At 41.7% G+C, this 21,548-nt stretch carries 24 protein-coding genes; all 24 read left to right on the plus strand.

The window, feature by feature from the left end:
- Positions 1 to 2 precede the first annotated feature (2 nt).
- On the plus strand, positions 3 to 1,025 hold the full coding sequence (locus FD05_RS07895; protein ID WP_020280486.1) for an L-threonylcarbamoyladenylate synthase: 1,023 nt from the start codon (positions 3 to 5) through the stop codon (positions 1,023 to 1,025).
- Between the two features lie 27 nt (positions 1,026 to 1,052).
- A complete protein-coding gene (glyA, locus tag FD05_RS07900) occupies positions 1,053 to 2,303 on the plus strand; it encodes a serine hydroxymethyltransferase (protein ID WP_039932432.1) in 1,251 nt (416 codons plus the stop codon).
- 107 nt (positions 2,304 to 2,410) lie between these two features.
- A complete protein-coding gene (gene upp, locus FD05_RS07905; protein ID WP_020280484.1) occupies positions 2,411 to 3,040 on the plus strand; it encodes a uracil phosphoribosyltransferase in 630 nt (209 codons plus the stop codon).
- 333 nt (positions 3,041 to 3,373) lie between these two features.
- Positions 3,374 to 4,084, plus strand: coding sequence for a F0F1 ATP synthase subunit A (atpB, locus tag FD05_RS07910; RefSeq protein ID WP_039932428.1), 711 nt, complete (start codon positions 3,374 to 3,376; stop codon positions 4,082 to 4,084).
- A 38-nt stretch (positions 4,085 to 4,122) separates the two neighbouring features.
- Positions 4,123 to 4,335, plus strand: a complete 213-nt coding sequence (gene atpE / locus FD05_RS07915; RefSeq protein WP_013727677.1) for a F0F1 ATP synthase subunit C — start codon at positions 4,123 to 4,125, stop codon at positions 4,333 to 4,335.
- A gap of 42 nt (positions 4,336 to 4,377) precedes the next feature.
- Positions 4,378 to 4,887, plus strand: a complete 510-nt coding sequence (gene atpF / locus FD05_RS07920) for a F0F1 ATP synthase subunit B (protein WP_020280480.1) — start codon at positions 4,378 to 4,380, stop codon at positions 4,885 to 4,887.
- Positions 4,884 to 5,426: an ATP synthase F1 subunit delta gene (atpH, locus tag FD05_RS07925; protein WP_020280479.1), complete on the plus strand. Its 543-nt coding sequence runs from the start codon at positions 4,884 to 4,886 to the stop codon at positions 5,424 to 5,426. Before atpF ends, atpH begins: the two co-directional genes overlap by 4 nt.
- 27 nt (positions 5,427 to 5,453) lie before the next feature.
- Complete coding sequence (atpA, locus tag FD05_RS07930) at positions 5,454 to 7,010, plus strand: F0F1 ATP synthase subunit alpha (protein WP_020280478.1); 1,557 nt, start codon at positions 5,454 to 5,456, stop codon at positions 7,008 to 7,010.
- Between the two features lie 21 nt (positions 7,011 to 7,031).
- The gene (locus FD05_RS07935) at positions 7,032 to 7,943 is read left to right on the plus strand and encodes a F0F1 ATP synthase subunit gamma (RefSeq protein WP_020280477.1); all 912 of its coding nucleotides are present in this window, start codon (positions 7,032 to 7,034) and stop codon (positions 7,941 to 7,943) included.
- A 29-nt stretch (positions 7,944 to 7,972) separates the two neighbouring features.
- Positions 7,973 to 9,409: a F0F1 ATP synthase subunit beta gene (gene atpD, locus FD05_RS07940; protein ID WP_020280476.1), complete on the plus strand. Its 1,437-nt coding sequence runs from the start codon at positions 7,973 to 7,975 to the stop codon at positions 9,407 to 9,409.
- A 13-nt stretch (positions 9,410 to 9,422) separates the two neighbouring features.
- A complete protein-coding gene (locus FD05_RS07945; protein WP_020280475.1) occupies positions 9,423 to 9,839 on the plus strand; it encodes a F0F1 ATP synthase subunit epsilon in 417 nt (138 codons plus the stop codon).
- Positions 9,840 to 10,166: 327 nt separating this feature from the next.
- Complete coding sequence (locus tag FD05_RS07950; RefSeq protein WP_039932425.1) at positions 10,167 to 10,397, plus strand: DUF1146 family protein; 231 nt, start codon at positions 10,167 to 10,169, stop codon at positions 10,395 to 10,397.
- Positions 10,398 to 10,413: 16 nt separating this feature from the next.
- Positions 10,414 to 11,724 (plus strand): UDP-N-acetylglucosamine 1-carboxyvinyltransferase, encoded by a 1,311-nt coding sequence (gene murA, locus FD05_RS07955; RefSeq protein WP_020280474.1) that lies wholly within the window; start codon positions 10,414 to 10,416, stop codon positions 11,722 to 11,724.
- A 124-nt stretch (positions 11,725 to 11,848) separates the two neighbouring features.
- A complete protein-coding gene (gene mreB, locus FD05_RS07960; protein ID WP_020280473.1) occupies positions 11,849 to 12,859 on the plus strand; it encodes a rod shape-determining protein in 1,011 nt (336 codons plus the stop codon).
- 11 nt (positions 12,860 to 12,870) lie between these two features.
- Positions 12,871 to 13,146 (plus strand): membrane protein insertion efficiency factor YidD, encoded by a 276-nt coding sequence (yidD, locus tag FD05_RS07965; protein ID WP_039932423.1) that lies wholly within the window; start codon positions 12,871 to 12,873, stop codon positions 13,144 to 13,146.
- 21 nt (positions 13,147 to 13,167) lie between these two features.
- Positions 13,168 to 13,392 carry a DUF2969 domain-containing protein gene (locus FD05_RS07970; protein WP_020280471.1) on the plus strand — a complete coding sequence of 75 codons (225 nt, stop codon included), beginning with the start codon at positions 13,168 to 13,170 and terminating at the stop codon, positions 13,390 to 13,392.
- Between the two features lie 30 nt (positions 13,393 to 13,422).
- Complete coding sequence (locus tag FD05_RS07975) at positions 13,423 to 14,625, plus strand: FtsW/RodA/SpoVE family cell cycle protein (RefSeq protein WP_020280470.1); 1,203 nt, start codon at positions 13,423 to 13,425, stop codon at positions 14,623 to 14,625.
- Between the two features lie 24 nt (positions 14,626 to 14,649).
- The gene (locus tag FD05_RS07980; protein ID WP_020280469.1) at positions 14,650 to 14,943 is read left to right on the plus strand and encodes a glycine cleavage system H family protein; all 294 of its coding nucleotides are present in this window, start codon (positions 14,650 to 14,652) and stop codon (positions 14,941 to 14,943) included.
- Positions 14,944 to 15,287: 344 nt separating this feature from the next.
- Positions 15,288 to 16,322 carry a methionine ABC transporter ATP-binding protein gene (locus FD05_RS07985; protein WP_020280468.1) on the plus strand — a complete coding sequence of 345 codons (1,035 nt, stop codon included), beginning with the start codon at positions 15,288 to 15,290 and terminating at the stop codon, positions 16,320 to 16,322.
- Complete coding sequence (locus FD05_RS07990) at positions 16,315 to 17,010, plus strand: methionine ABC transporter permease (protein WP_020280467.1); 696 nt, start codon at positions 16,315 to 16,317, stop codon at positions 17,008 to 17,010. Before FD05_RS07985 ends, FD05_RS07990 begins: the two co-directional genes overlap by 8 nt.
- Before the next feature lie 18 nt (positions 17,011 to 17,028).
- Positions 17,029 to 17,859 carry a MetQ/NlpA family ABC transporter substrate-binding protein gene (locus FD05_RS07995; RefSeq protein ID WP_020280466.1) on the plus strand — a complete coding sequence of 277 codons (831 nt, stop codon included), beginning with the start codon at positions 17,029 to 17,031 and terminating at the stop codon, positions 17,857 to 17,859.
- Between the two features lie 81 nt (positions 17,860 to 17,940).
- Positions 17,941 to 18,810, plus strand: coding sequence for an SPFH domain-containing protein (locus FD05_RS08000; protein ID WP_020280465.1), 870 nt, complete (start codon positions 17,941 to 17,943; stop codon positions 18,808 to 18,810).
- A 123-nt stretch (positions 18,811 to 18,933) separates the two neighbouring features.
- Positions 18,934 to 19,686: an ABC transporter ATP-binding protein gene (locus tag FD05_RS08005; protein WP_020280464.1), complete on the plus strand. Its 753-nt coding sequence runs from the start codon at positions 18,934 to 18,936 to the stop codon at positions 19,684 to 19,686.
- A 20-nt stretch (positions 19,687 to 19,706) separates the two neighbouring features.
- A complete protein-coding gene (locus FD05_RS08010; protein ID WP_020280463.1) occupies positions 19,707 to 21,533 on the plus strand; it encodes an FtsX-like permease family protein in 1,827 nt (608 codons plus the stop codon).
- Positions 21,534 to 21,548: the final 15 nt, after the last annotated feature.

The raw sequence follows: 21,548 nt of genomic DNA on the forward strand, positions 1-21,548 counted from the left end.
ATATGGAAACTTTAATCTTAAAAGGGAATCAACTAGATAAGGCTGCTCAATTTATTCGCCAAGGTGAACTGGTTGCCTTTCCAACGGAAACTGTCTACGGGCTTGGAGCTGACGCGACGAACGAGGCTGCCGTCAAAAAAGTGTACGCAGCTAAGGGACGTCCAAGTGACAATCCTTTGATCGTGACTGTCTCTGACATTGCCATGGTTGAGAAGTACACGCAACCATTTTCAGATGAGGCTAAAGCATTAATGAAAAAGTTCTGGCCGGGTTCTTTGACCATGATTTTTAAATTAAAACCCAATGCTCTGTCGAAAACGGTCACCGGTGGTTTGGACACGGCTGCATTTAGATTTCCCAACAATCAGATGACACTTGATCTCATTTCGAAGGCAGGCGTACCAATTGTTGGCCCATCCGCGAATACGTCTGGCAAACCCAGCCCGACCACAGCCAAGCATGTTTATCATGACTTGAACGGAAAAATTGCGGCAATCGTCGATGATGGACCAACCACAGTTGGCGTGGAGTCAACCATTCTTGACATGTCCGTGGCAACACCGTCTATTTTGCGTCCAGGGGCCGTTACCAAAGAAGATATTGAAGCAGTGATTCATCGTCCGGTAATCGATGAACTTCATCACGTTGGCGCTAAACAGACTCCTAAGGCACCAGGAATGAAGTATAAGCATTATGCGCCCAACGCCCAAGTTTACATTGTGGATCCTGATGATGATTGGCACGATGTGGTCGCTTGGATTAAGCAGCATCCACAACCAATTGGCATCATGGCATTTGACGATGTAATCAAATCCATCAACTGGCCTGATGACGTTGATGTTATTTCGCTTGGAAAGGATGCGCAAACTGCTGCTCATGATTTATTTGCCGAGTTACGGGATTTTGATAACCACCCTGCATATAAAATTATTTTTACTCAAGGAATTGATCCAAAGGGAATTGGTGAGGCTTACATGAATCGGCTGAATAAATCAGCTGGGCAAATGCATTTCAAGCAGTTATGATTTATTTGTACCAAATAAATTAGTGAGGTGTTGCAGTTGAACTACGATTATAAACAGCAGGATCCAGAACTTTGGGATGCCATTGCCAACGAAGAGAACCGTCAGGAACATAATATCGAACTGATTGCGTCTGAGAATATCGTATCAAACGCTGTTCGAGCCGCTCAGGGTTCCGTGCTTACCAACAAGTACGCTGAAGGATATCCTGGCCGTAGATATTATGGCGGTTGTGAATATATTGATGTCGTTGAACAATTGGCGATTGACCGTGCCAAGGAATTATTTGGTGCCGAATATGCTAACGTGCAGCCTCACTCAGGTTCACAAGCGAATCAAGAGGTTTACGCAGCATTGCTGAAGCCTGGTGACCGAATTTTAGGAATGGGACTAGATGCCGGTGGCCATTTAAGCCACGGTGCCAAAGTTAGCTTCTCCGGTAAGCTGTATGATTCATTCTCATACGGTCTTGATCCAAAGACCCAATTGATTGACTACGATGAGGTCGCAAGAATTGCCCAAATCGTTCAACCAAAACTGATCATTGCGGGTGCTTCTGCATACAGTCGAATTATCGACTGGCAAAAGTTCCGCGACATTGCTGATTCTGTCGGTGCTTATCTGATGGTCGACATGGCTCACATTGCCGGTTTAGTGGCAGTTGGTCTTCATCCAAGCCCAGTGCCGGTTGCCGATGTTGTGACCACGACGACCCACAAGACTTTGCGTGGACCACGTGGTGGATTAATCCTGGCTAAAGAAAAATACGCCAAGAAACTTAATTCAGCTGTCTTCCCAGGTAGTCAGGGTGGTCCATTGGAGCATGTGATTGCCGGAAAAGCCGCTGCCTTTTATGAAGATTTACAACCTGCATTCAAAGAATACGGCGAGCAAATCATCAAGAATGCCAAAGCAATGGCAGAAGTATTCCAGAATTCTGGAACTGTTTCTGTTTTAACTGGCGGAACTGACAATCATTTGATGACTCTGAACTTAACCAAGACGTCTTTGAACGGAAAAGATTTGCAAAACGTTTTGGATTCGGTTCACATTACCACTAATAAAGAGTCCATTCCAAATGATCCTTTGCCACCTTCAAAGACCAGCGGATTGCGGTTGGGAACGCCAGCTATTACAACCCGTGGCTTTAAGGAAGACGATGCCAAAGCAGTTGCTAATTTGATTTTGCAAGTAATCGCTAATCCAACTGATGAGAATAACTTAAAAGATGTTTCTGCTAAAGTTGAACAACTGACTGAAGAACATCCAATTAATAAATAATTATCTTAAGGCTTGAAACTAATTGTGGTTTCAAGCCTTTTTGTGTGATTTTACATGCCTCATATGTGATACAATTATTCTGGAATATAAAAAGGAGTTGGAAGATAATGGGTAAGTTTCAAGTTATGGATCATCCGTTGATTCAACACAAGTTATCGTTGATTAGAGATAAGAATTGTGGAACAAAAGAGTTTCGGGAAATTGTGAACGAAATTGCCACATTGATGGCCTTTGAAGTTTCTCGTGACATGCCTCTGGAAGATGTTGATATCGAGACACCTGAAGGCATTGCTCACGCTAAACAGATTTCCGGGAAAAAGGTTGCCATTGTTCCTATCTTACGTGCCGGTATCGGAATGGTTGATGGAATTTTGGATTTAATTCCTGCAGCCAAAGTTGGCCATATCGGGATGTATCGTGACGAAATGACATTGGAACCTCATGAATATTTTGTCAAACTGCCTTCCGACATTGATCAACGTCAGATTTTTGTTGTTGACCCAATGCTTGCAACCGGTGGTTCTTCCATTATGGCAATTGATGCTTTGAAGAAGCGGGGCGCATCAAACATCAAATTTGTTTGTTTAGTTGCCGCACCAGAGGGTGTCAAAGCACTTCAAAAAGCTCATCCTGATGTCGACATCTATACTGCTGCACTCGATGAGAAATTAAACGATAAGGGTTATATCGTCCCTGGACTCGGTGACGCTGGTGACCGTTTGTTTGGAACAAAATAATTAATGACAGGCTGAGGCAAATGAAAAATTTGCCATCAGCTTTTTATTTTATTTACCAGAAGATTCTAGTTTTGATGATGAATAGATTAAGTCACATCAAAGAAACATGGCTCGCATTCATCCAACATGCCGTTCAACACTACTAATCATAGGCAGTTGCCTTGTCAATATTGCTTTGAATTTTGTAATGATTGGTGGTATGATTTCAATTGTATTTGAACACTGCTCTGTGTTCAGTACCATCGCAATGTTTCACTTTGGTATTAATGTCTTCTGGACCAAAACCAGATTGATTTGCATGCGTGATTATGTCGAGGAAAGAGGTGAGATTTTGTGGGAGAACCTGCTTCTACTTTTAAATTCTTAGGACTAACGTTTAACGTGGGTAATATGATTTCTATATTATTGGCTTGTTGTGTCGTGTTAGCCCTAGTATATGCGTTGTCCAGGCATCTAACTTTGAAGCCAGGCAAGGCACAAAACGTTTTAGAATATGCGGTGGACTTTACTAATGGTATTGTCCGAAGCTCAATTTCCGGTGAAACAAGTAGAACTCTAGGTTTATGGGGCTTTACACTGTTTATGTTCATCATTATTGCGAACTTGCAAGGACTCTTCTTGCATATCGATATTTCTGGTGTAACATATGTCAAAAGTCCAACTTCTGATCCGGTTATTACTATGACTTTGTCTCTTATGACTCTAACGCTTGCCCAATTCCTGGGAATCCGTCAATTAGGGTATAAGGGACATTTTGAGAATTATCTGAAGCCATTCGTATTTTTCCTACCAATCAATTTATTCGAAGAGTTTACTAATTTCTTAACGTTAGGTTTGCGACTATTTGGGAACATCCTTTCAGGTGAAATGCTTCTCGGAATCATTATTGGTATGTCGCATGGTGGAGCAGTTATGTGGATTGTTTCATTCATCCTTGAGCTGGTCTGGACAGGTTTCTCGGTCTTTATTGGATGTATTCAAGCCTATGTTTTCGTCACTTTATCATCCGTTTATATTTCACGAAAACTAGAGCTGGAAGATTAGCAAAAAATTTTGGAGACTATTAAGGAGGATTTTTAATTATGGGAGCAATTGCTGCAGGTATTGCAATGGCCGGTGCCGCTATCGGTGGAGCTGTTGGTGATGGTATTTTAATTTCAAAGATGTTGGAAGGTATGGCACGTCAGCCAGAATTATCCGGACAACTGCGTAGTAACATGTTCATTGGTGTTGGTTTGGTTGAAGCTATGCCTATCATCGCCTTCGTTGTTGCTTTACTAGTTATGAACAAGTAATAACTGGTTTAGTCAAATATACAAAGAAGGAGGTGCCAATTGATGTTTTCATATTCAGTAGTTGGAGCTCAGCTTTACGTTGGTGATATGCTGTTTGTCATGATCACATTCCTTGTATTAATGTGGTTGGTCAAAATCATTGCATGGAAGCCAATTACGAAGATGATGCAAGACCGTTCAGATAAAATTGTTAATGATATTGATTCTGCTAAGGAATCACGAACAAAGGCAGCTGAACTTGCACAAAAACGTCAGGCTGAATTAGACAAGACTCGTGATGACGCGAACAGCATTATTAACAATGCAAAACAGAATGGACAAAGACAACAAGAACAAATTGTTGAAGATGCTCGAAATGAAGCATCTAATCTTAAGAGTTCTGCTGAAAAGGATATTGAACAACAGCGACAAGAAGCTTTGGCTAATTCTCGAAAAGATGTGGCAAGTCTTTCTATTGAAATTGCATCCAAGATTATTTCAAAAGAATTAAACGAAGATGATCAAAAAGGACTTGTAGATTCTTACATTGAAGGGTTGGGTAAGCAGAAATGACATTAGATGATATTAGCGCTTCAAAAAAATATGCAAAAGCCATGTTTGAAGTTCTAAGCGACTCTAATGAACTTGAAACTGGTTACGCTGATTTGCTTGAACTACGTAAGATTTTTGCTGCTAATCCGAAGTTGATTGATATTCTCGATGATATGCGAGTTGCAGATGACGAAAAGAAGTCACTACTGGCTCCAATCACCAAAGATGCATCAGATTTTATTAATAACTTTTTAAAGGTTGTTACCAGCTATCGGCGTTTTCCAGAGATTCTGGACATTATTGATCAGTTCCAGAAGGTCTACGAAGACGATAAGAAGATTGTCCGGGCACAGGTTGTTTCAGCAACCCCGCTTGATGACGATCAACTTGATCGGTTGGCAAAAGCTTTTGAAAAACGAGTTGGTGCGGTTAAAGCCATTTTTGATACCAAAGTTGATAAATCATTGATCGGTGGTATTGTCATTCGATCATCAGATGTGATTATTGATGGTAGTGTTCAAACTCGAATTAATAAAGTTAAAGAATTATTGTTGAATTAACGATATCTATTTAAAGAGGTGAAACTTATGAGCATTAAAGCTGAGGAAATCAGTGCTCTTATTAAGCAACAATTACAAGGCTATAAGAACGAGCTCGACGTTCAAGAAACAGGTATCGTTACATATGTTGGTGATGGTATTGCTCGTGCTCATGGGCTCGAAAATGCGTTGTCTGGAGAGTTGCTCGACTTCGGTCACGGAATTTATGGAATGGTACAAAACCTTGAAGCTAATGATGTTGGTATCATGATTTTAGGTGATGACACCGGTATTCGTGAAGGTGATTCTGTAAAAAGAACCGGCCGAATTATGGAAGTTCCCGTTGGGGACGAAATGATTGGACGAGTTGTTAATTCACTCGGTGAACCAATCGATGGTAAAGGCCCTATTAAGGCCGACGATCACAAAGCTATTGAACATAAGGCTCCAGGTGTTATGGATCGTCAATCCGTTTTCGAACCATTACAAACTGGTATTAAAGCGATCGATTCTTTGATTCCAATTGGTAGAGGTCAGCGTGAGTTGATCATTGGAGACCGTAAAACTGGTAAGACTTCAATCGCCATCGATACGATCTTGAACCAAAAGGATCAGAATATGAAGTGTATTTACGTAGCAATTGGACAGAAACAATCAACTGTTCGTACTGCCGTAAGTACCCTTGAAAAGTATGGTGCAATGGATTATACGACTGTTATTTCAGCCGGACCATCCGAACCTGCATCATTACTTTACATCGCACCTTATGCCGGCGCTACGATGGGTGAATACTTCATGCACAAGGGTCAACATGTTTTGATTATCTATGATGATTTATCAAAACAGGCCGATGCTTATCGTGAACTTTCATTGATCCTTCGTCGTCCTCCAGGTCGTGAAGCTTATCCTGGTGACATTTTCTATACCCATTCACGTTTGTTGGAACGGGCTGCTAAGTTAAGTGACAAGTTGGGTGGCGGTTCAATGACTGCTATGCCAATTGTTGAGACCCAAGCCGGAGATGTTTCAGCTTATATTCCAACCAACGTTATTTCCATTACCGATGGACAGATCTTCTTGGATGCCGATAGTTTCTATTCTGGTGTTCGTCCAGCCGTTGATGCTGGTACTTCTGTTTCTCGTGTTGGTGGTGATGCGCAGGTTAAGGCTATGAAGAAAGTTTCTGGTACATTACGTCTTGATTTGGCTTCATATCATGAATTGGAATCATTTGCACAATTTGGTTCTGATCTTGATGAAGCAACTCAAAGCAAGTTAAATCGTGGTGCCAGAACTGTTGAAGTTTTGAAGCAACCGCTTCATTCTCCAATTTCCGTTGAAAAACAGGTTGTCATTCTTTATTGCTTGACCCATGGATTCTTGGATAAAATTGCAATTGATGATATTTTAAGATATCAAACTGAGATCTTTGATTTCTTCGATCAAAACCACAAAAATTTGTTGGATGAAATCGCTAAGACCGGTCAATTGCCTGATACAAGTAAGATGGATGCTGCAATTAAGGAATTTGACCAAACTTTCCAACCAAGCAAGCACGATGATCAACAATCAAATGATGATCAATCAGCTGCTTCAAATGACTAGTTTTAAGGAGGGTGAGATTACATGGGTGCTTCGCTAAACGATGTTAAACATCGGATTACTTCTACTAAGAAGACGCGACAAATTACCAATGCGATGGAAATGGTTTCTCAGGCAAAACTGAACCAGATCCAAAAGCATACGGTTAGTTATGCCGAATATGCAAGCCAAATCAAATCTGTTGTATTGCATTTAGCCCAATCTCACATTTTAGATGGGCTAAACAAAACCTCAGGTCATTCAGCTGACAAAGATCAGTCTAAGACTAAGAGAAGCGCATATTTAATTATCACCTCTGATCGTGGAATGGTTGGTAGTTACAATAGTAACGTTATCCGTGAAGCCAATGAGTTTATTGAAAAGCATTCGGGTTCGAATGATTATCAAATTCTCGCCGTTGGTGGAACTGGATCTGATTTTTATAAGAAGCGTGGCGATAACGTTGCTTATGAATACCGGGGTGTCAGCGATGTGCCAACCTTTAACGAGGTTCGTCAAATCGTCAAGATGGTTACATCAATGTATGATAAGGACCAATTCGATGAATTGTACGTTTGCTATGAGCATTTCGTTAACCGCCTGATTTCACGATTCAGAGCTGAAAAAATGCTTCCAATCGATGACGAAGCTATTGCATCTGCTGCCAGTCAAGACATTGTTGTGAAGCCAATGAGTGCTGAATACGATGTTGAACCTTCTGAAAAAGAAGTTCTGGATGTTGTGTTACCTCAATACTCTGAAAGTTTGGTTTATGGTGCAATTCTTGATGCCAAGACTTCAGAACATGCTTCAAGTTCTACCGCAATGAAGTCAGCATCTGATAATGCTGATGATTTGATTTCATCGTTGGAATTGAAGTACAACCGTGCACGACAGGCTGCAATTACCACTGAAATTACTGAAATCACTGGTGGTCAAGAGGCTCTTAGTCATTAGAAAAGATTTGAATGGAGGAATTAACTAACATGAGTTCTACTGGTAAAGTTATACAAGTTATTGGACCAGTTGTTGATGTTGAATTCTCCTTGGACGATAAATTACCAGAAATTAACACTGCTTTAAATATTCACGTATCAGATGACAAAATTCTTGTTGTCGAGGTTGCCCTTGATTTAGGTGACGGTGTCGTGCGTACTATTGCGATGGATGGAACAGACGGCCTTCGTCGTGGGATGACAGTAGATAATACTGAAGCATCTATCAGTGTTCCTGTTGGTAAGGATACTCTTGGTCGAGTATTCAACGTTCTTGGAGATCCAATTGATGGCGGCCCAGAATTTGGCCCTGACGCAGAGCGTTGGCCAATTCACCGCGATGCTCCAAAGTATGACCAATTAAATCCTTCAACTGAAATTCTTGAAACAGGAATTAAGGTTATTGATTTATTGGAACCATACACTCGTGGTGGTAAAGTTGGATTGTTCGGTGGTGCCGGAGTTGGTAAAACCGTTTTGATTCAGGAGTTAATTCATAACATCGCTCAAGGACACAATGGTATTTCTGTGTTTACCGGTGTTGGTGAACGAACTCGTGAAGGTAATGATATGTACTTCGAAATGAAGGGTTCAGGAGTTCTTGAGAAGACGGCCATGGTTTATGGTCAGATGAACGAGCCTCCTGGTGCACGTATGCGTGTTGCCCTGACTGGTTTGACAATTGCGGAATACTTCCGTGACGAAGCAGGCCAAGATGTTCTGTTGTTCATTGATAATATCTTCCGATTCACTCAGGCTGGTTCTGAAGTTTCTGCCTTGCTTGGCCGTATTCCATCAGCCGTTGGTTATCAGCCAACGTTGGCTACTGAAATGGGTCAATTACAGGAACGAATTACTTCAACCAAAAAGGGTGCCATTACATCTATCCAGGCCGTTTATGTGCCTGCCGATGATTATACCGACCCCGCTCCAGCTACAACATTTGCCCATTTGGATGCCACTACCAACTTGGAACGTTCATTGACTCAACAAGGTATTTATCCAGCCGTTGATCCTTTAGCTTCAACATCATCAGCTTTGGATCCTGCAATTGTTGGTCAAGAACATTACGAAGTTGCTACTGAAGTCCAACATGTGCTTCAACGATATCGTGAACTTCAAGATATCATTTCAATTCTTGGTATGGATGAATTGTCAGACGAAGAGAAAACGATTGTTAACCGTGCTCGTCGTATCCAATTCTTCTTATCTCAAAGCTTCTCAGTTGCTGAACAGTTTACTGGTTTACCTGGTAAATATGTTTCAGTTCAAGATACTGTTAAAGGCTTTAAGGAAATCCTTGAAGGTAAATATGATGATATCCCAGAAGATGCGTTCCGTAACTGTGGACCAATCGAAGATGTTGTTGAAAAAGCCAAGGCTATGAAGCAGGAATCAGAAAATGAAAAGCAGAGTGCTGCAAACTAAGGAGGGATTCTAATTGGCTGATAATTCAGTTATTACCGTTAGTATCGTTACTCCCGATGGAAAAGTTTACGAGCATACTGCTAGTATGATAGTTGTTTCAACTCAGTCGGGACAACTAGGAATCATGGCAAATCACGTTCCGATTATTGCAACACTTGACGTTGATGAGACGAGAGTCAAATATGACGACAAGGAAGACGATATTGCCGTCAACGGTGGCTTTATCGAATTCTCCAACAACGTTGCAACAATTGTTGCTGATAGTGCCGAAACTCAAAATGATATTGATATCGCTCGTGCTGAAAAAGCAAAGAAGAACGCGCAACAGAGAATTGCTGATGCCCGTCAACGACAGGATAAAGCTGCTCTTGATCGTGCTCAAGTTGCTCTTCGCCGTGCGGTTAACCGTATCAATGTTGCTGGAAAATAGTCGATCACTTTTGATCGTGGTTTCCGGAAACTTATCAAGATACTTCAAAAGCTGCAGCCTCAATCAGGTTGCAGCTTTTTTGATTGGTGAGAGTTATTCCTTGAAATCTTAGGTGAATCGGGTTAAGATTCCATTATCGTTATTTGTGAATGATGTATTTATGTTTCCACTTTGCCCCAATTTATTGGTTCTTTATGTGCTCTTAATTATGCAATTGCCTAAATACTATAGCAATTCATACTTATAATTTGGTAAAAGAAACCGAAAAGTTAAGACAAGTTCGCGTCTTTATGATATAGTTGTCTGTGAATTGGGGGAAGACTCAAAATGAATACAATTGGCATTCAAGCGCTGATTACATTGATTACATATTTTTTGTTTATCGCGATGGCGTTTTGGACAGTTCAAGAAATCCACATCGAGCGTTATATCCCATTGAGGGCAATGCCGGGGAAGTTGCTAATCGTGCTCGTTTCAATCGCAATCGGGTATGCATGCAGTTCATTTTTCCTCTCAGTAATATTTAACATTCAGAATTTGATGTACCTAATTAAGTGATGTAGGAGGCGTTCTTGTGGAAAAAATTATTGTACATGGTGGGAAACCACTGCGCGGAACAGTACATATTGATGGGGCTAAGAATGCCGTTTTACCGATTCAGGCTGCAACGATCCTTGCGGGCGAGGGAAAGACGGTTATTTCCAACGTACCATTATTGTCTGACGTGTATACCATGAATAAAGTATTGCGTTTCTTGAATTTAAAAGTCGACTTTGATGAAGCAAACAACCAAATTACGTTTGACGCTTCCAAAGATATCTCGAGTGAAGCGCCTTTTGAATACGTATCAAAAATGCGGGCTTCAATTGTCGTTATGGGACCACTTTTGGCCAGACTAGGCCACGCAAAGGTTGCTTTACCCGGTGGGTGTGCGATTGGTTCGCGACCAATTGATTTACATCTCAAGGGATTTGAAGCTTTAGGTGCCAAGATTGAGCAACACGATGGCTACGTCGAAGCCTATGCCCCAGATGGATTGACAGGTGCTGAAATATACTTGGACTTCCCAAGCGTTGGCGCAACTCAAAATATCATGATGGCTGCTACTTTAGCTCAAGGTAGAACTGTTATTCAAAACGCAGCTCGAGAACCTGAAATCGTTGATTTAGCAAACGTCTTAAACAAGATGGGCGGTAAAGTTGTCGGTGCCGGAACCGAACAAATCCGGATCGAAGGAGTCCCAGAACTTCATGGGACTGAGCACGCCGTTGTCCAAGACCGGATTGAAGCCGGAACCTTTATGATCGCTGCCGCCGTTACTCGTGGCGACGTCATGATTGATGGTGCAATTCCTGAACACAACAAGCCACTTATCCTTAAAATGCGTGAGATGGGTGTGACAATTGACGAAAGTGATGATGGCGTCCGCGTGATCGGCCATGACAACCTCAAACCGGTTGATGTTAAGACCATGCCTCATCCAGGTTTCCCAACTGATATGCAGCCACAGATGACAATTCTTCAGTTAACTGCCAATGGCAGTAGCTCAATGACTGAAACCGTCTTTGAAAACCGCTTCATGCATATGGAAGAATTACGTCGGATGAATGCCCAATACACCATTTCCGGCCGAACAGTTGTGATGGATGGACCGACAGATTTCAATGGCGCTGAAGTTGCTGCTACTGATTTACGTGCTGCTGCTTCATTAGTGATTGCCGGTTTGGCTGCCAGCGGGTACACCACCGTTACAAACCTTCAATACTTGGATCGTGGTTACCACGATTTCCACAAAAAGCTTGCAGGCTTAGGTGCAGAAATTAAACGCGTTAACGTTGAGGATGATTCAATCGTCTTAAACGAATCGCTCAAGAATCGTTCATAATTTTTCGGGGTTGGGATCGTTACTTGATCTCAACCTTTTATTGTTTGGAGTCTTATTAGAAACGCAAACTTTATGTGGTATAATTATTTTTTGAGATTAAAGTTTTTCAGGAGGAAGTACACAGATGGCAAAAGACATTGGAATTGATTTAGGAACTGCCAACGTACTCATTTACGTTGCCGGGAAGGGAATTGTATTAAACGAACCATCAGTTGTTGCGGTCGATACTCGGACTGGTAAGGTCTTGGCGGTCGGTTCAGAAGCATACCGGATGGTTGGTCGGACACCAAGCAACATACGTGCGATCCGTCCATTAAAAGACGGTGTTATTTCAGATTTTGATATTACTGAAGAAATGCTGACATACTTCATCAACAAGCTGGATGTTAAAGGATTCATGTCCAAGCCTAAAATTATGATCTGTGCACCTACAAACGTTACCGAGATCGAACGAAACGCCATCATGCAAGCTGCTGAAAAAGCCGGTGGTGGCCAAGTTTACCTCGAGGAAGAACCTAAAGTTGCTGCTGTTGGTGCCGGGATGGACATTTTCCAGCCTCGCGGTAACATGGTCATTGATATGGGTGGTGGAACTAGTGATATCGCGATCATTTCCTTAGGTGATATCGTTGCCAGCAAGTCAATTCGAGTTGCCGGTGATAAGATGAATACCGAAATTGCCAGTTATATCAAGCAAAAACACAACTTGATTATTGGTGAGCATACCGCTGAAAAGATTAAAATTGAAATTGGAACTGCCAAAAAAGATGATTCAGACGTTAAGACTATGGAAGTTCGTGGTCGTGATGCGGTTTCTGGTATGCCCCGTGCTGTCACAATTGACAGCAATGAGATTGCCGAAGCCATTCACGATACCGTTCAACTGATTATCAGCGGTGCTAAAGAAGTGTTGGAAGTCATTCCACCTGAATTAGCCTCAGATATCGTTGACAGAGGGATTATGTTAACCGGTGGTGGTGCCTTATTACGCAACATTGATCAAGTTGTTGCCGATGCACTAACTGTCCCTGTCATTATTTCAGAAAATCCTTTGGATAATGTTGCCAAAGGTGCCGGAATTCTTCTGGAACACTATATTAAGAATCCTAAATTGAAGGCCAAAGATCAAAAATAACAGGAGTCAAAGTGAAAAACATTCTGATTAGTCTTGTTCATGGTTATCAGCGGTTTATTTCGCCCTTATTTCCACCCACGTGCCGTTATTATCCAACTTGCAGTAGTTATATGGTAACTGCACTCAAAAAGCATGGCGCGTTTAAGGGAGCCATTATGGGCATCGCCCGGATTTTACGCTGTCACCCATTTGTTAAGGGGGGCTATGATCCGGTTCCTGATCACTTCACGATTTTTAGAAATAAAGATGCCCGTGATGAGTATCGAAAATCCATGCATCTAAAATGATCTTTGAACAAGGAGAATACAATGAGTAAAGCAAATAAAAGTATTAATGTTGAAATTAAGGACCGAACAGATTCAAATGGAGATAGCATCTCCGAATTATTTATCGGCAAAAAATTGATTGGCTCAATCAAACAATTGAGTGACGATAAATTTCAAGCCGTTAACACCCACGATGAAGAATTTCACATCAAGACTTTTGATGAGGGTGTCACACAATTAATCAAAGATTTTCATCTTCACCATTAATTTGGCGATCATGAACGAGGAGGATCTATTTTGGATACCAGTCGCAGAACCTCTAAAGACGACCAATCACGAATCGACTGGGGAATTATTTTCTGTGTCCTAATGCTGGCGTTGATTGGTTTAGCATCAATTTACGTTGCAGCCACGCATGATTCCAGCTCTACTAGTGTCTTGAGACAGGTAGTTTCTCAATTGGTCTGGTATGTGATCGGAATTATCGCCGTCGTGATTATCATGCAGTTTGACTCAGAGCAATTATGGAAAGTGGCTCCGATTACCTATTGGTTGGGGATTGCGCTGCTAGCCAGTGTTTTGGTGTTGTACAGTCGAACCTATTATCTTAATACGGGTGCCAAAAGTTGGTTCTCATTATTTGGACTCACGTTTCAGCCGTCTGAGGTGATGAAGCCGGCATACATTTTGATGATGGGCAGAGTGATCGTTCAACACAATGATACTTATCCGATCCGGACAGTCCGAAGTGATTTTCTTTTGATTGGGAAAATGCTTCTGTGGACGATTCCAGTGGCCGTCTTATTAAAGTTACAAAATGATTTTGGAACAATGTTGGTTTTCTTCGCTATTTTAGGCGGACTGATCATTGTTTCTGGCGTGACTTGGAAAATTATATTGCCATCGGTGGTTACCATATTTGGATTAGCGGGTACTGTTTTGGCGCTGGTTATTCCAGAATCCGGGCGGCATTTACTGGAAAAGTTTGGTTTCCAAGCTTATCAGTTTGCTCGAGTGGATACCTGGCTGAACCCATCGGCTGACACTTCCAACCAAGGATATCAGTTGTGGCAAAGTATGAAAGCAATCGGGTCAGGTGGTATTTTTGGAACCGGATTTGACCAGTCACATGTGTATGTGCCAGTTCGTGAATCTGATATGATCTTCTCTGTCATTGGGGAGAATTTCGGATTTATTGGCAGCTGTATTTTGATTTTGCTGTATTTTTTGTTGATTTATCAAATGATAAAGGTTACATTCGATACGAGAAATGTTTTTTACGCTTACATTTCAACCGGCGTCATTATGATGATTTTGTTTCATGTTTTTGAAAATGTCGGTATGAGTATTGGTCTGTTACCATTAACCGGTATTCCATTACCATTTGTCAGCGCCGGAGGATCGGCACTGATTGGGAACATGATTGGGATTGGTTTAATTATGTCGATGCAGTATCATAATAAGAGTTACATGTTTGGAGAAGACAAAGAATTCTCCTAAAAAATACAAAAGGTGGAATTAATGATGGATACAAAATATTATTGGACTGAAGACAACAACGGGGAAGTTACAGTTGGTTTGACCGAAGCAGGCAAAAACGAATTGGGCAACATCACTTTTGTTTCTCTTCCTAAAGTCGGCGCCCAATTAACTACCAGCGATACTTTATTGAATGTTGAAGCTGATAAAGCTGTCTCTGACATTCCCAGCCCAGTTGCTGGAAAAGTCACCGCAGTAAACAGCAACGCAGTCAATGATCCTTCAGTTTTGAACGGTGCCGACAAAGCAACTTCATGGATTGCTAAAATCCAAAAGTAAAAGCCCTTGACGGTTGAGCCGTTTTTAGGTAAACTATCTAATAGTTTGATGATAGAAAAATTACAAGATGAGTAGACAATTAGAGGTTGTCAAGAGAGCCCGGATGGTGTGAAAGGGTGAATTAAATTTGTCGAAGATGGTCTTGATTAAAAATGTATCGGTGAGCTAATGTAAGCCGATAATGGGTAACGACCATTATTTCGTTGAGTATAAACATACTCATGAGGTTATTATTGAAAAATAATAACGAATAAAGGTGGTACCGCGAGCTTTTCGTCCTTTATAAGTCGTTTACGATTTATAAAAGGATGAAAAGCTTTTTTGTATATTAAGGGGTGAAAAGATTGATTCGATTTAAAAATGTATCCAAGCAATACAGCACCAAAGACGGTGGTCTAACTGCCGTCAATGACGTTAATATTGAAATTAACGATGGCGAGATTTTTGGAATCGTCGGTTATTCCGGTGCTGGGAAAAGCACCTTGGTGAGAATGCTCGACGGACTGGAAGCACCATCTACCGGTGAAATTGATATTAATGGGACCGATGTCGCCAAGCTGCAAGGCAGTCAGTTACGTAAACAGCGTCAAAAGATCGGAATGATCTTCCAACATTTCAATTTATTGTGGTCCAGGACCGTTTTGGACAACATTGCATTACCACTTGAGATCGCTAAAGTTCCCAAGGCCAAGCGAAAGCAGCGGGCTGAAGAACTAATCAAATTAGTCGGTTTACAAGGACGTGAGCATTCTTATCCTTCAGAATTATCTGGTGGTCAGAAACAACGGGTTGGGATTGCCAGAGCATTGGCCAACGAACCAACTATCTTAATTTCTGATGAAGCAACTAGTGCTTTGGATCCCGATACTACTAATGAAGTGCTGGATTTACTGTTGAAGATCAACAAAGAAATGAACTTGACAATTTTGCTCATTACCCACGAAATGCACGCGATCGCTAAAGTTTGTGAGCGCGTGGCTGTCATGGATAGCGGCAGTGTGGTTGAGACTGGTTCGGTGTTTGAAGTCTTTCGTCATCCACAACAAGAGATCACCAAGAAATTTGTTAGCGAAGAATTCACACCGCAACAAAGTGACAACACAATGACGTTGGATGAATTAGTTCAGAAATATCCGGAAGGCCAAATTATTCGGTTGGTCTTTCATGGCCCACAGGCCGAATTGCCAATTGTTTCAGATGTTGTGAAACGTTTTCCAGACTTAACCGTCAGCATTATTTCCGGAGCGATTCATCAAACTCAGGAAGGGGCTCTGGGATCGTTGGATCTTCAATTTGTTGGTGATGAGGGCCAAATCAATGACGCCCTGGCATATCTTAAAAAGATGCGTGTTGGAACCGAGGTGATTCATCATGGGTAATACAACCGGATTTAAATCATATTTCCAATTTAATAATGTGGATTGGGGTTCGATGATGTCGGCGACTTGGGAAACAGTTTGGATGACCCTGCTATCAATGGTTGCAATTGTTATTTTAGGGATTATTCTTGGGCTCATCTTATACGAAACTCGCAATAAGCCTGGAATTGGCTATCGGATTTTGAACTGGATTGTCGGATTATTTGTCAACATTTTCCGGTCAATTCCATTTATCATTCTGATTATCTTGTTGCTGCCAATTACCATGAAACTGGCTGGAACGATTATTGGTCCGCGGGCCGCATTACCATCGTTGATCATTTCTGCTGCACCATTTTACGCACGGATGGTTGAATCTTACTTCCGAGAAGTCGATTCAGGCGTTTTGGAAGCTGCTGAATCCATGGGTGCTACTACCTGGGGAATTATTACCAAGGTGCTGCTACCGGAGAGTAAGCCGGCGTTGATTGCCGGTGCGACGGTGACCACGATTTCACTGATTGGGTACACCGCTATGGCTGGTGCTATCGGAGCCGGTGGCTTGGGAAACTTAGCGTATCAAGATGGCTTCCAAGCCAGTAACAATACCGTGACTCTGGTCGCAACTGTCATCATTTGTTTATTTGTCTTTATCGTTCAGTTTATCGGCGATGTTTTTGTTAAGATCACTGATAAACGGACACTATAATATTTGGGAGGGTTTCAAATGAAGAAGAAATTATTGAGTTTATTCGCAGTTGTCTTTACGGCCTTTTTGCTGGTTGGCTGTTCATCATCATCAAATTCTGGTAAAAAGATGACCACTTTAAAGATTGGTGCTTCCGCTGTTCCACACGCCCAGATTTTACGGCATGTTGCTCCTGAACTGAAAAAGGAAGGGGTTAACCTTAAAATCACCACGTTCCAAGATTACGTAATGCCTAACAAGGCACTTGCCAATGGTGAACTGGATGCCAACTACTTCCAGCACGTTCCTTTCTTGGAACAATGGAATAAGCAAAATCATGGTACCTTAGTTAATGCCGGTGGCGTTCATTTGGAACCAATCGCTGTATTTTCGAAGAAGGTTAAGAAGCTTCAAGACCTCAAGAAGGGTGCTACCATTATTGTCAGCAGCAACGTTCCTGACTATGGCCGAATCCTCCAGATCTTCAAGGATGCAGGCTTGATCACACTGAAGAAGGGCATTGATATTACGACAGCCAACTTTAGTGATATCGCTTCAAACCCACGTGACTTGAAGTTCAAGCATAGTTACGAGCCAAAACTTTTACCAACCATTTACAAGAACGGTGAAGGTGATGCGGTCGTCATTAACGCCAACTATGCTGTTGGTGCTGGCTTGAACCCAATCAAGCAATCAATTGCCATTGAAAAACGAGACTCACCATACGTCAACATTATTGCAACTCGCAAAGGTGACCAGAAGAAGCCAGCTATTAAGAAGCTAGTTAAAGTTCTCCAATCAACCAAGACACAAAAATGGATCTTGCATCACTACAAGGGTGCTGTGCTTCCAGAAAAGAATGTTAAGTAATTAATATCAATTAAAGGCTGTCCGCTATATACTTGAGTTAGTAGAACCATTACTAATTCGCTTATATAGGGGGCGGCTTTTTTGAAAGAAAAAAATGTATTTCATGTGAATGGTTATCTCGGATTAATTGCGGTCATCATATTATTGGGTGTTGGAGGTTATCTGCTCTGGGCCGGTAGTGAGAGTGGCTCGGTCATGTCCATTGTTTTGGGGAGTGTCATCATTATCCTTGATTTGTTGTTTGCCAGTTCTCTGACAATTATTCAACCCAACGAAGCCAAGGTGCTTACTTTCTTTGGTAACTATATTGGTACCATTCGGGCACCGGGTTTGTTTATGACTGTGCCATTGACCAGCAAACAAACAATCTCATTGCGAGTTCGAAACTTTAACAGTCAGATTATCAAGGTTAATGATTCAAAAGGTAATCCTGTCGAAATTGCGGCTGTGATTGTCTACAAGGTTGTTGATTCAGCCAAAGCCATTTTTAACGTGGAAGATTATGAACAATTTGTCGAGATTCAAAGTGAATCAGCAATTCGACATATTGCCAGTCAATATCCATACGATAGTTTTGATGAAAAAACCGATATTTTGACGTTGAGAGGTAATGCGACAGAGGTATCGGAAGCGCTGACTGCTGAACTGCAGGATCGACTTGAAGTTGCTGGATTGACTATCTTGGAGACTCGACTAACCCATTTGGCATATGCAACCGAAATTGCCAGTGCCATGCTTCAGCGTCAACAAGCAACGGCGATCTTGTCCGCTCGTAAAATAATTGTCCAAGGAGCCGTCGAGATATCCAAGGCAGCTGTTTCCCAGCTGCAGCACGATATCAGTATCGATATTCCAGACGAAAAAAAGATTCAAATGATTAACAATGTGCTAGTTTCGATTATTACCGAACGGGGAACCCAGAATGTGATTAACACGGACAATATCAAATAAATTAGAAATTGGCACCTACTAAAACCAGCAACTTCAAAATGTTGCTGGTTTTTTCTTGACAATTTGATTAGTTACTCATATAGTTAGTTACACAAGTAATTAACTAACACACGGAGGAAAACAATGACAACTAAAATCGTCCAAACAGAAGATTTACACAAAACATATGACAAAGACAGTGCCAAGCCTTACGAAGCTTTGAAGGGCATTAGCTTGTCGGTTAACGAAGGGGAGTTTGTTGGTATTATGGGTGCGTCTGGGTCCGGTAAGACCACTTTGTTGAATATTCTGGCCACTCTTGACCAACCAACCAGTGGTTCTGTTGAAATTGATGGTCAAGATGTCACTCATTTGACTGCTAACCAGATGGCCGATTTCCGTTCAAAAAAACTGGGCTTTATTTTCCAAGACTTCAACTTACTTGAAACCTTGACTGCCCAAGAAAACATTGCCTTGCCGCTATCATTACAGAATGCCAAGGCTGCCACTATTCAGACAGCAGTTAAAACCGCCGCCGGCAAGTTGGGGATTGAAGACCTGCTTGGAAAATACCCAACCCAATTATCTGGCGGCCAAAAGCAACGAGTCGCTGCTGCCAGAGCACTGGTGTCCAATCCGTCGATTATCTTTGGTGACGAACCAACTGGAGCTTTGGATTCGACAAATGCTCGCGAACTGCTTGATACTTTAACGAATATCAATCAGCAGGGCGTTTCTATTTTACTGGTAACCCACGATCCGTTCTCTGCCAGTTTCTGTAAGCGAATTTTGTTCATTAAGGATGGCAAAATTGGGGATGAAATCGACGCTGGTGACAAGAGTCGAAACGAATTCTACCAGGAAATTCTTGAAAAATTAGGAACGTTTGAACAGTAGTCAATCAAAGGAGCTTAGTGATGTTATTTAAAATTTCAATTTCAGGAATCAAGGCTCGTTGGAAAGATTATCTGGTGTTATTTTCTGGGATGATCATCACCACCGCCATTTTTTATATGTTTGAAGCCATTTCGACTAATGATAAGTTCACCACCAGCAGTCCGGTCGGGCAAAATGCCAAGATTGTTTTCATCTTCGGCTCAATTTTGTTGGCAATCATTACGTTGGTGTACGTGTTTTATGCCAACAATTTTCTGATGAGCATGCGGAAACACGACTATGGCTTGTTTATGATGCTGGGTGCCAAATCTGGCATCATCAGCAAGTTGATCATATTGGAAACAATTGCAATTGGTTTAATCTCATCAGTTGTTGGAATTATTATTGGCATTGGTTTCACTCAGGTTCTCAGTCATTTTCTAGCAAAACTGATTCACATGTCATTAACTAATTTCTCGGCATTCTACATGCCGGCAGTTTGGACAACGATCATCATGTTCTTGGTGCTGTTCATTGTCGCTGGCTTCTTGAACGCTAGAACTTTCGTCAAGACATCAGCTCTTGAACTATTACATTCTGGCCAGCAGAGTGATTGGAAGCAGCCTAAGTCACTGACCCTTTGGATTCAAGCAATCTTAGGAGTGGGCTTATTAGCTGGTGGTTACTATGCGATGTACGACATTCAACGCCTTAAATTAATGGCGATTGCGATTGGCTTGTTCACAATTGTTTTAGGAACTTACTTCGTGTTCAACTCATTTTTTGTGATGTTACTACAGGCATTCCAGCGTTCAAGCCTGAGTACCAAAGGGTTGAATAGTTTTACCCTGGCACAACTCAAATTTAGAATTCGGGATTACACCAAAATTCTCTCAGTTGTCTCACTGCTGTTTGCGTTGGCACTTGGAGCAATTACCGTTGGAACCGGTTTTCAAAACATGGTTCCCAAATTAGCCTCCGGGAATGGTTACTATTCAGTCGCCATTACTAATCCCAACGACCGGATGAACTCATTGGTCAATCAAATTAAAGATAAATCAACGATCACTTATCAACAAAAAGTTGATCCACAGGCCAAGCGAGTCTATTACCGTGCCGATCAGCTGCAACAACAACCTTTGAAGTATTCTGAGTTTGTCGATCGGGCAGCTCTGAAATCTAAAGTATCCACTTCAAAGCTTGCCGAATTTAAGCACGTTGATTCAGAGGCCTATCAGGAACTATCGAGTTTGCAGATACCTAAGGTAAAAGCCTACCAAATTAAGGTTGTGAGCGCCCAGACCTTTAACCAAATCAACACCCGAACCAACAAATTGCTGCTGGTTCGCGCAAATAACATGGACGCTGCCGCAACGCCATTGACTAAAATCACTAACATTCAATCTAAACAATATGGTGATCAAAACGGCCAATTGGTTGGTGGTTCATTCACGATGTACCAATTGTTAAAGAGTGTCTTCGGAAGTCTTGAGTTTATGGGGATTTTCTTGGGGATTGCCTTTCTTGCCATGCTTGCCAGCTGCTTGATGTTTAAGATTTTGAGTGGGGCAGCTAGTGATAAGGTTCGTTTTGACATGTTAAACAAGATTGGAACCCGGCGGGCAGTCTTGAATCGTTCAATTATTGTTCAGATTCTTGGCTTGTTTGCCCTTCCAGGAATTTTGGGGATCATCGATGTTGCCTTTGGCCTTCAAATGTTTTCACGTGGTGGATTACTGGTGGGTGGTGCTTACCAAACCTTTGGCATTACCACACTTGGTTTCTTGATTCTTTACCTGATTTATTTTGCGGTCACTGTATTGATCTATTCAAGAATTGTCGTCCCAAAGACAAAGGTGGAGCGTTAAATGAAAGAAATTATA

Source organism: Lentilactobacillus otakiensis DSM 19908 = JCM 15040, from assembly GCF_001434145.1.
GTDB classification, from domain to species: Bacteria; Bacillota; Bacilli; order Lactobacillales; family Lactobacillaceae; genus Lentilactobacillus; species Lentilactobacillus otakiensis.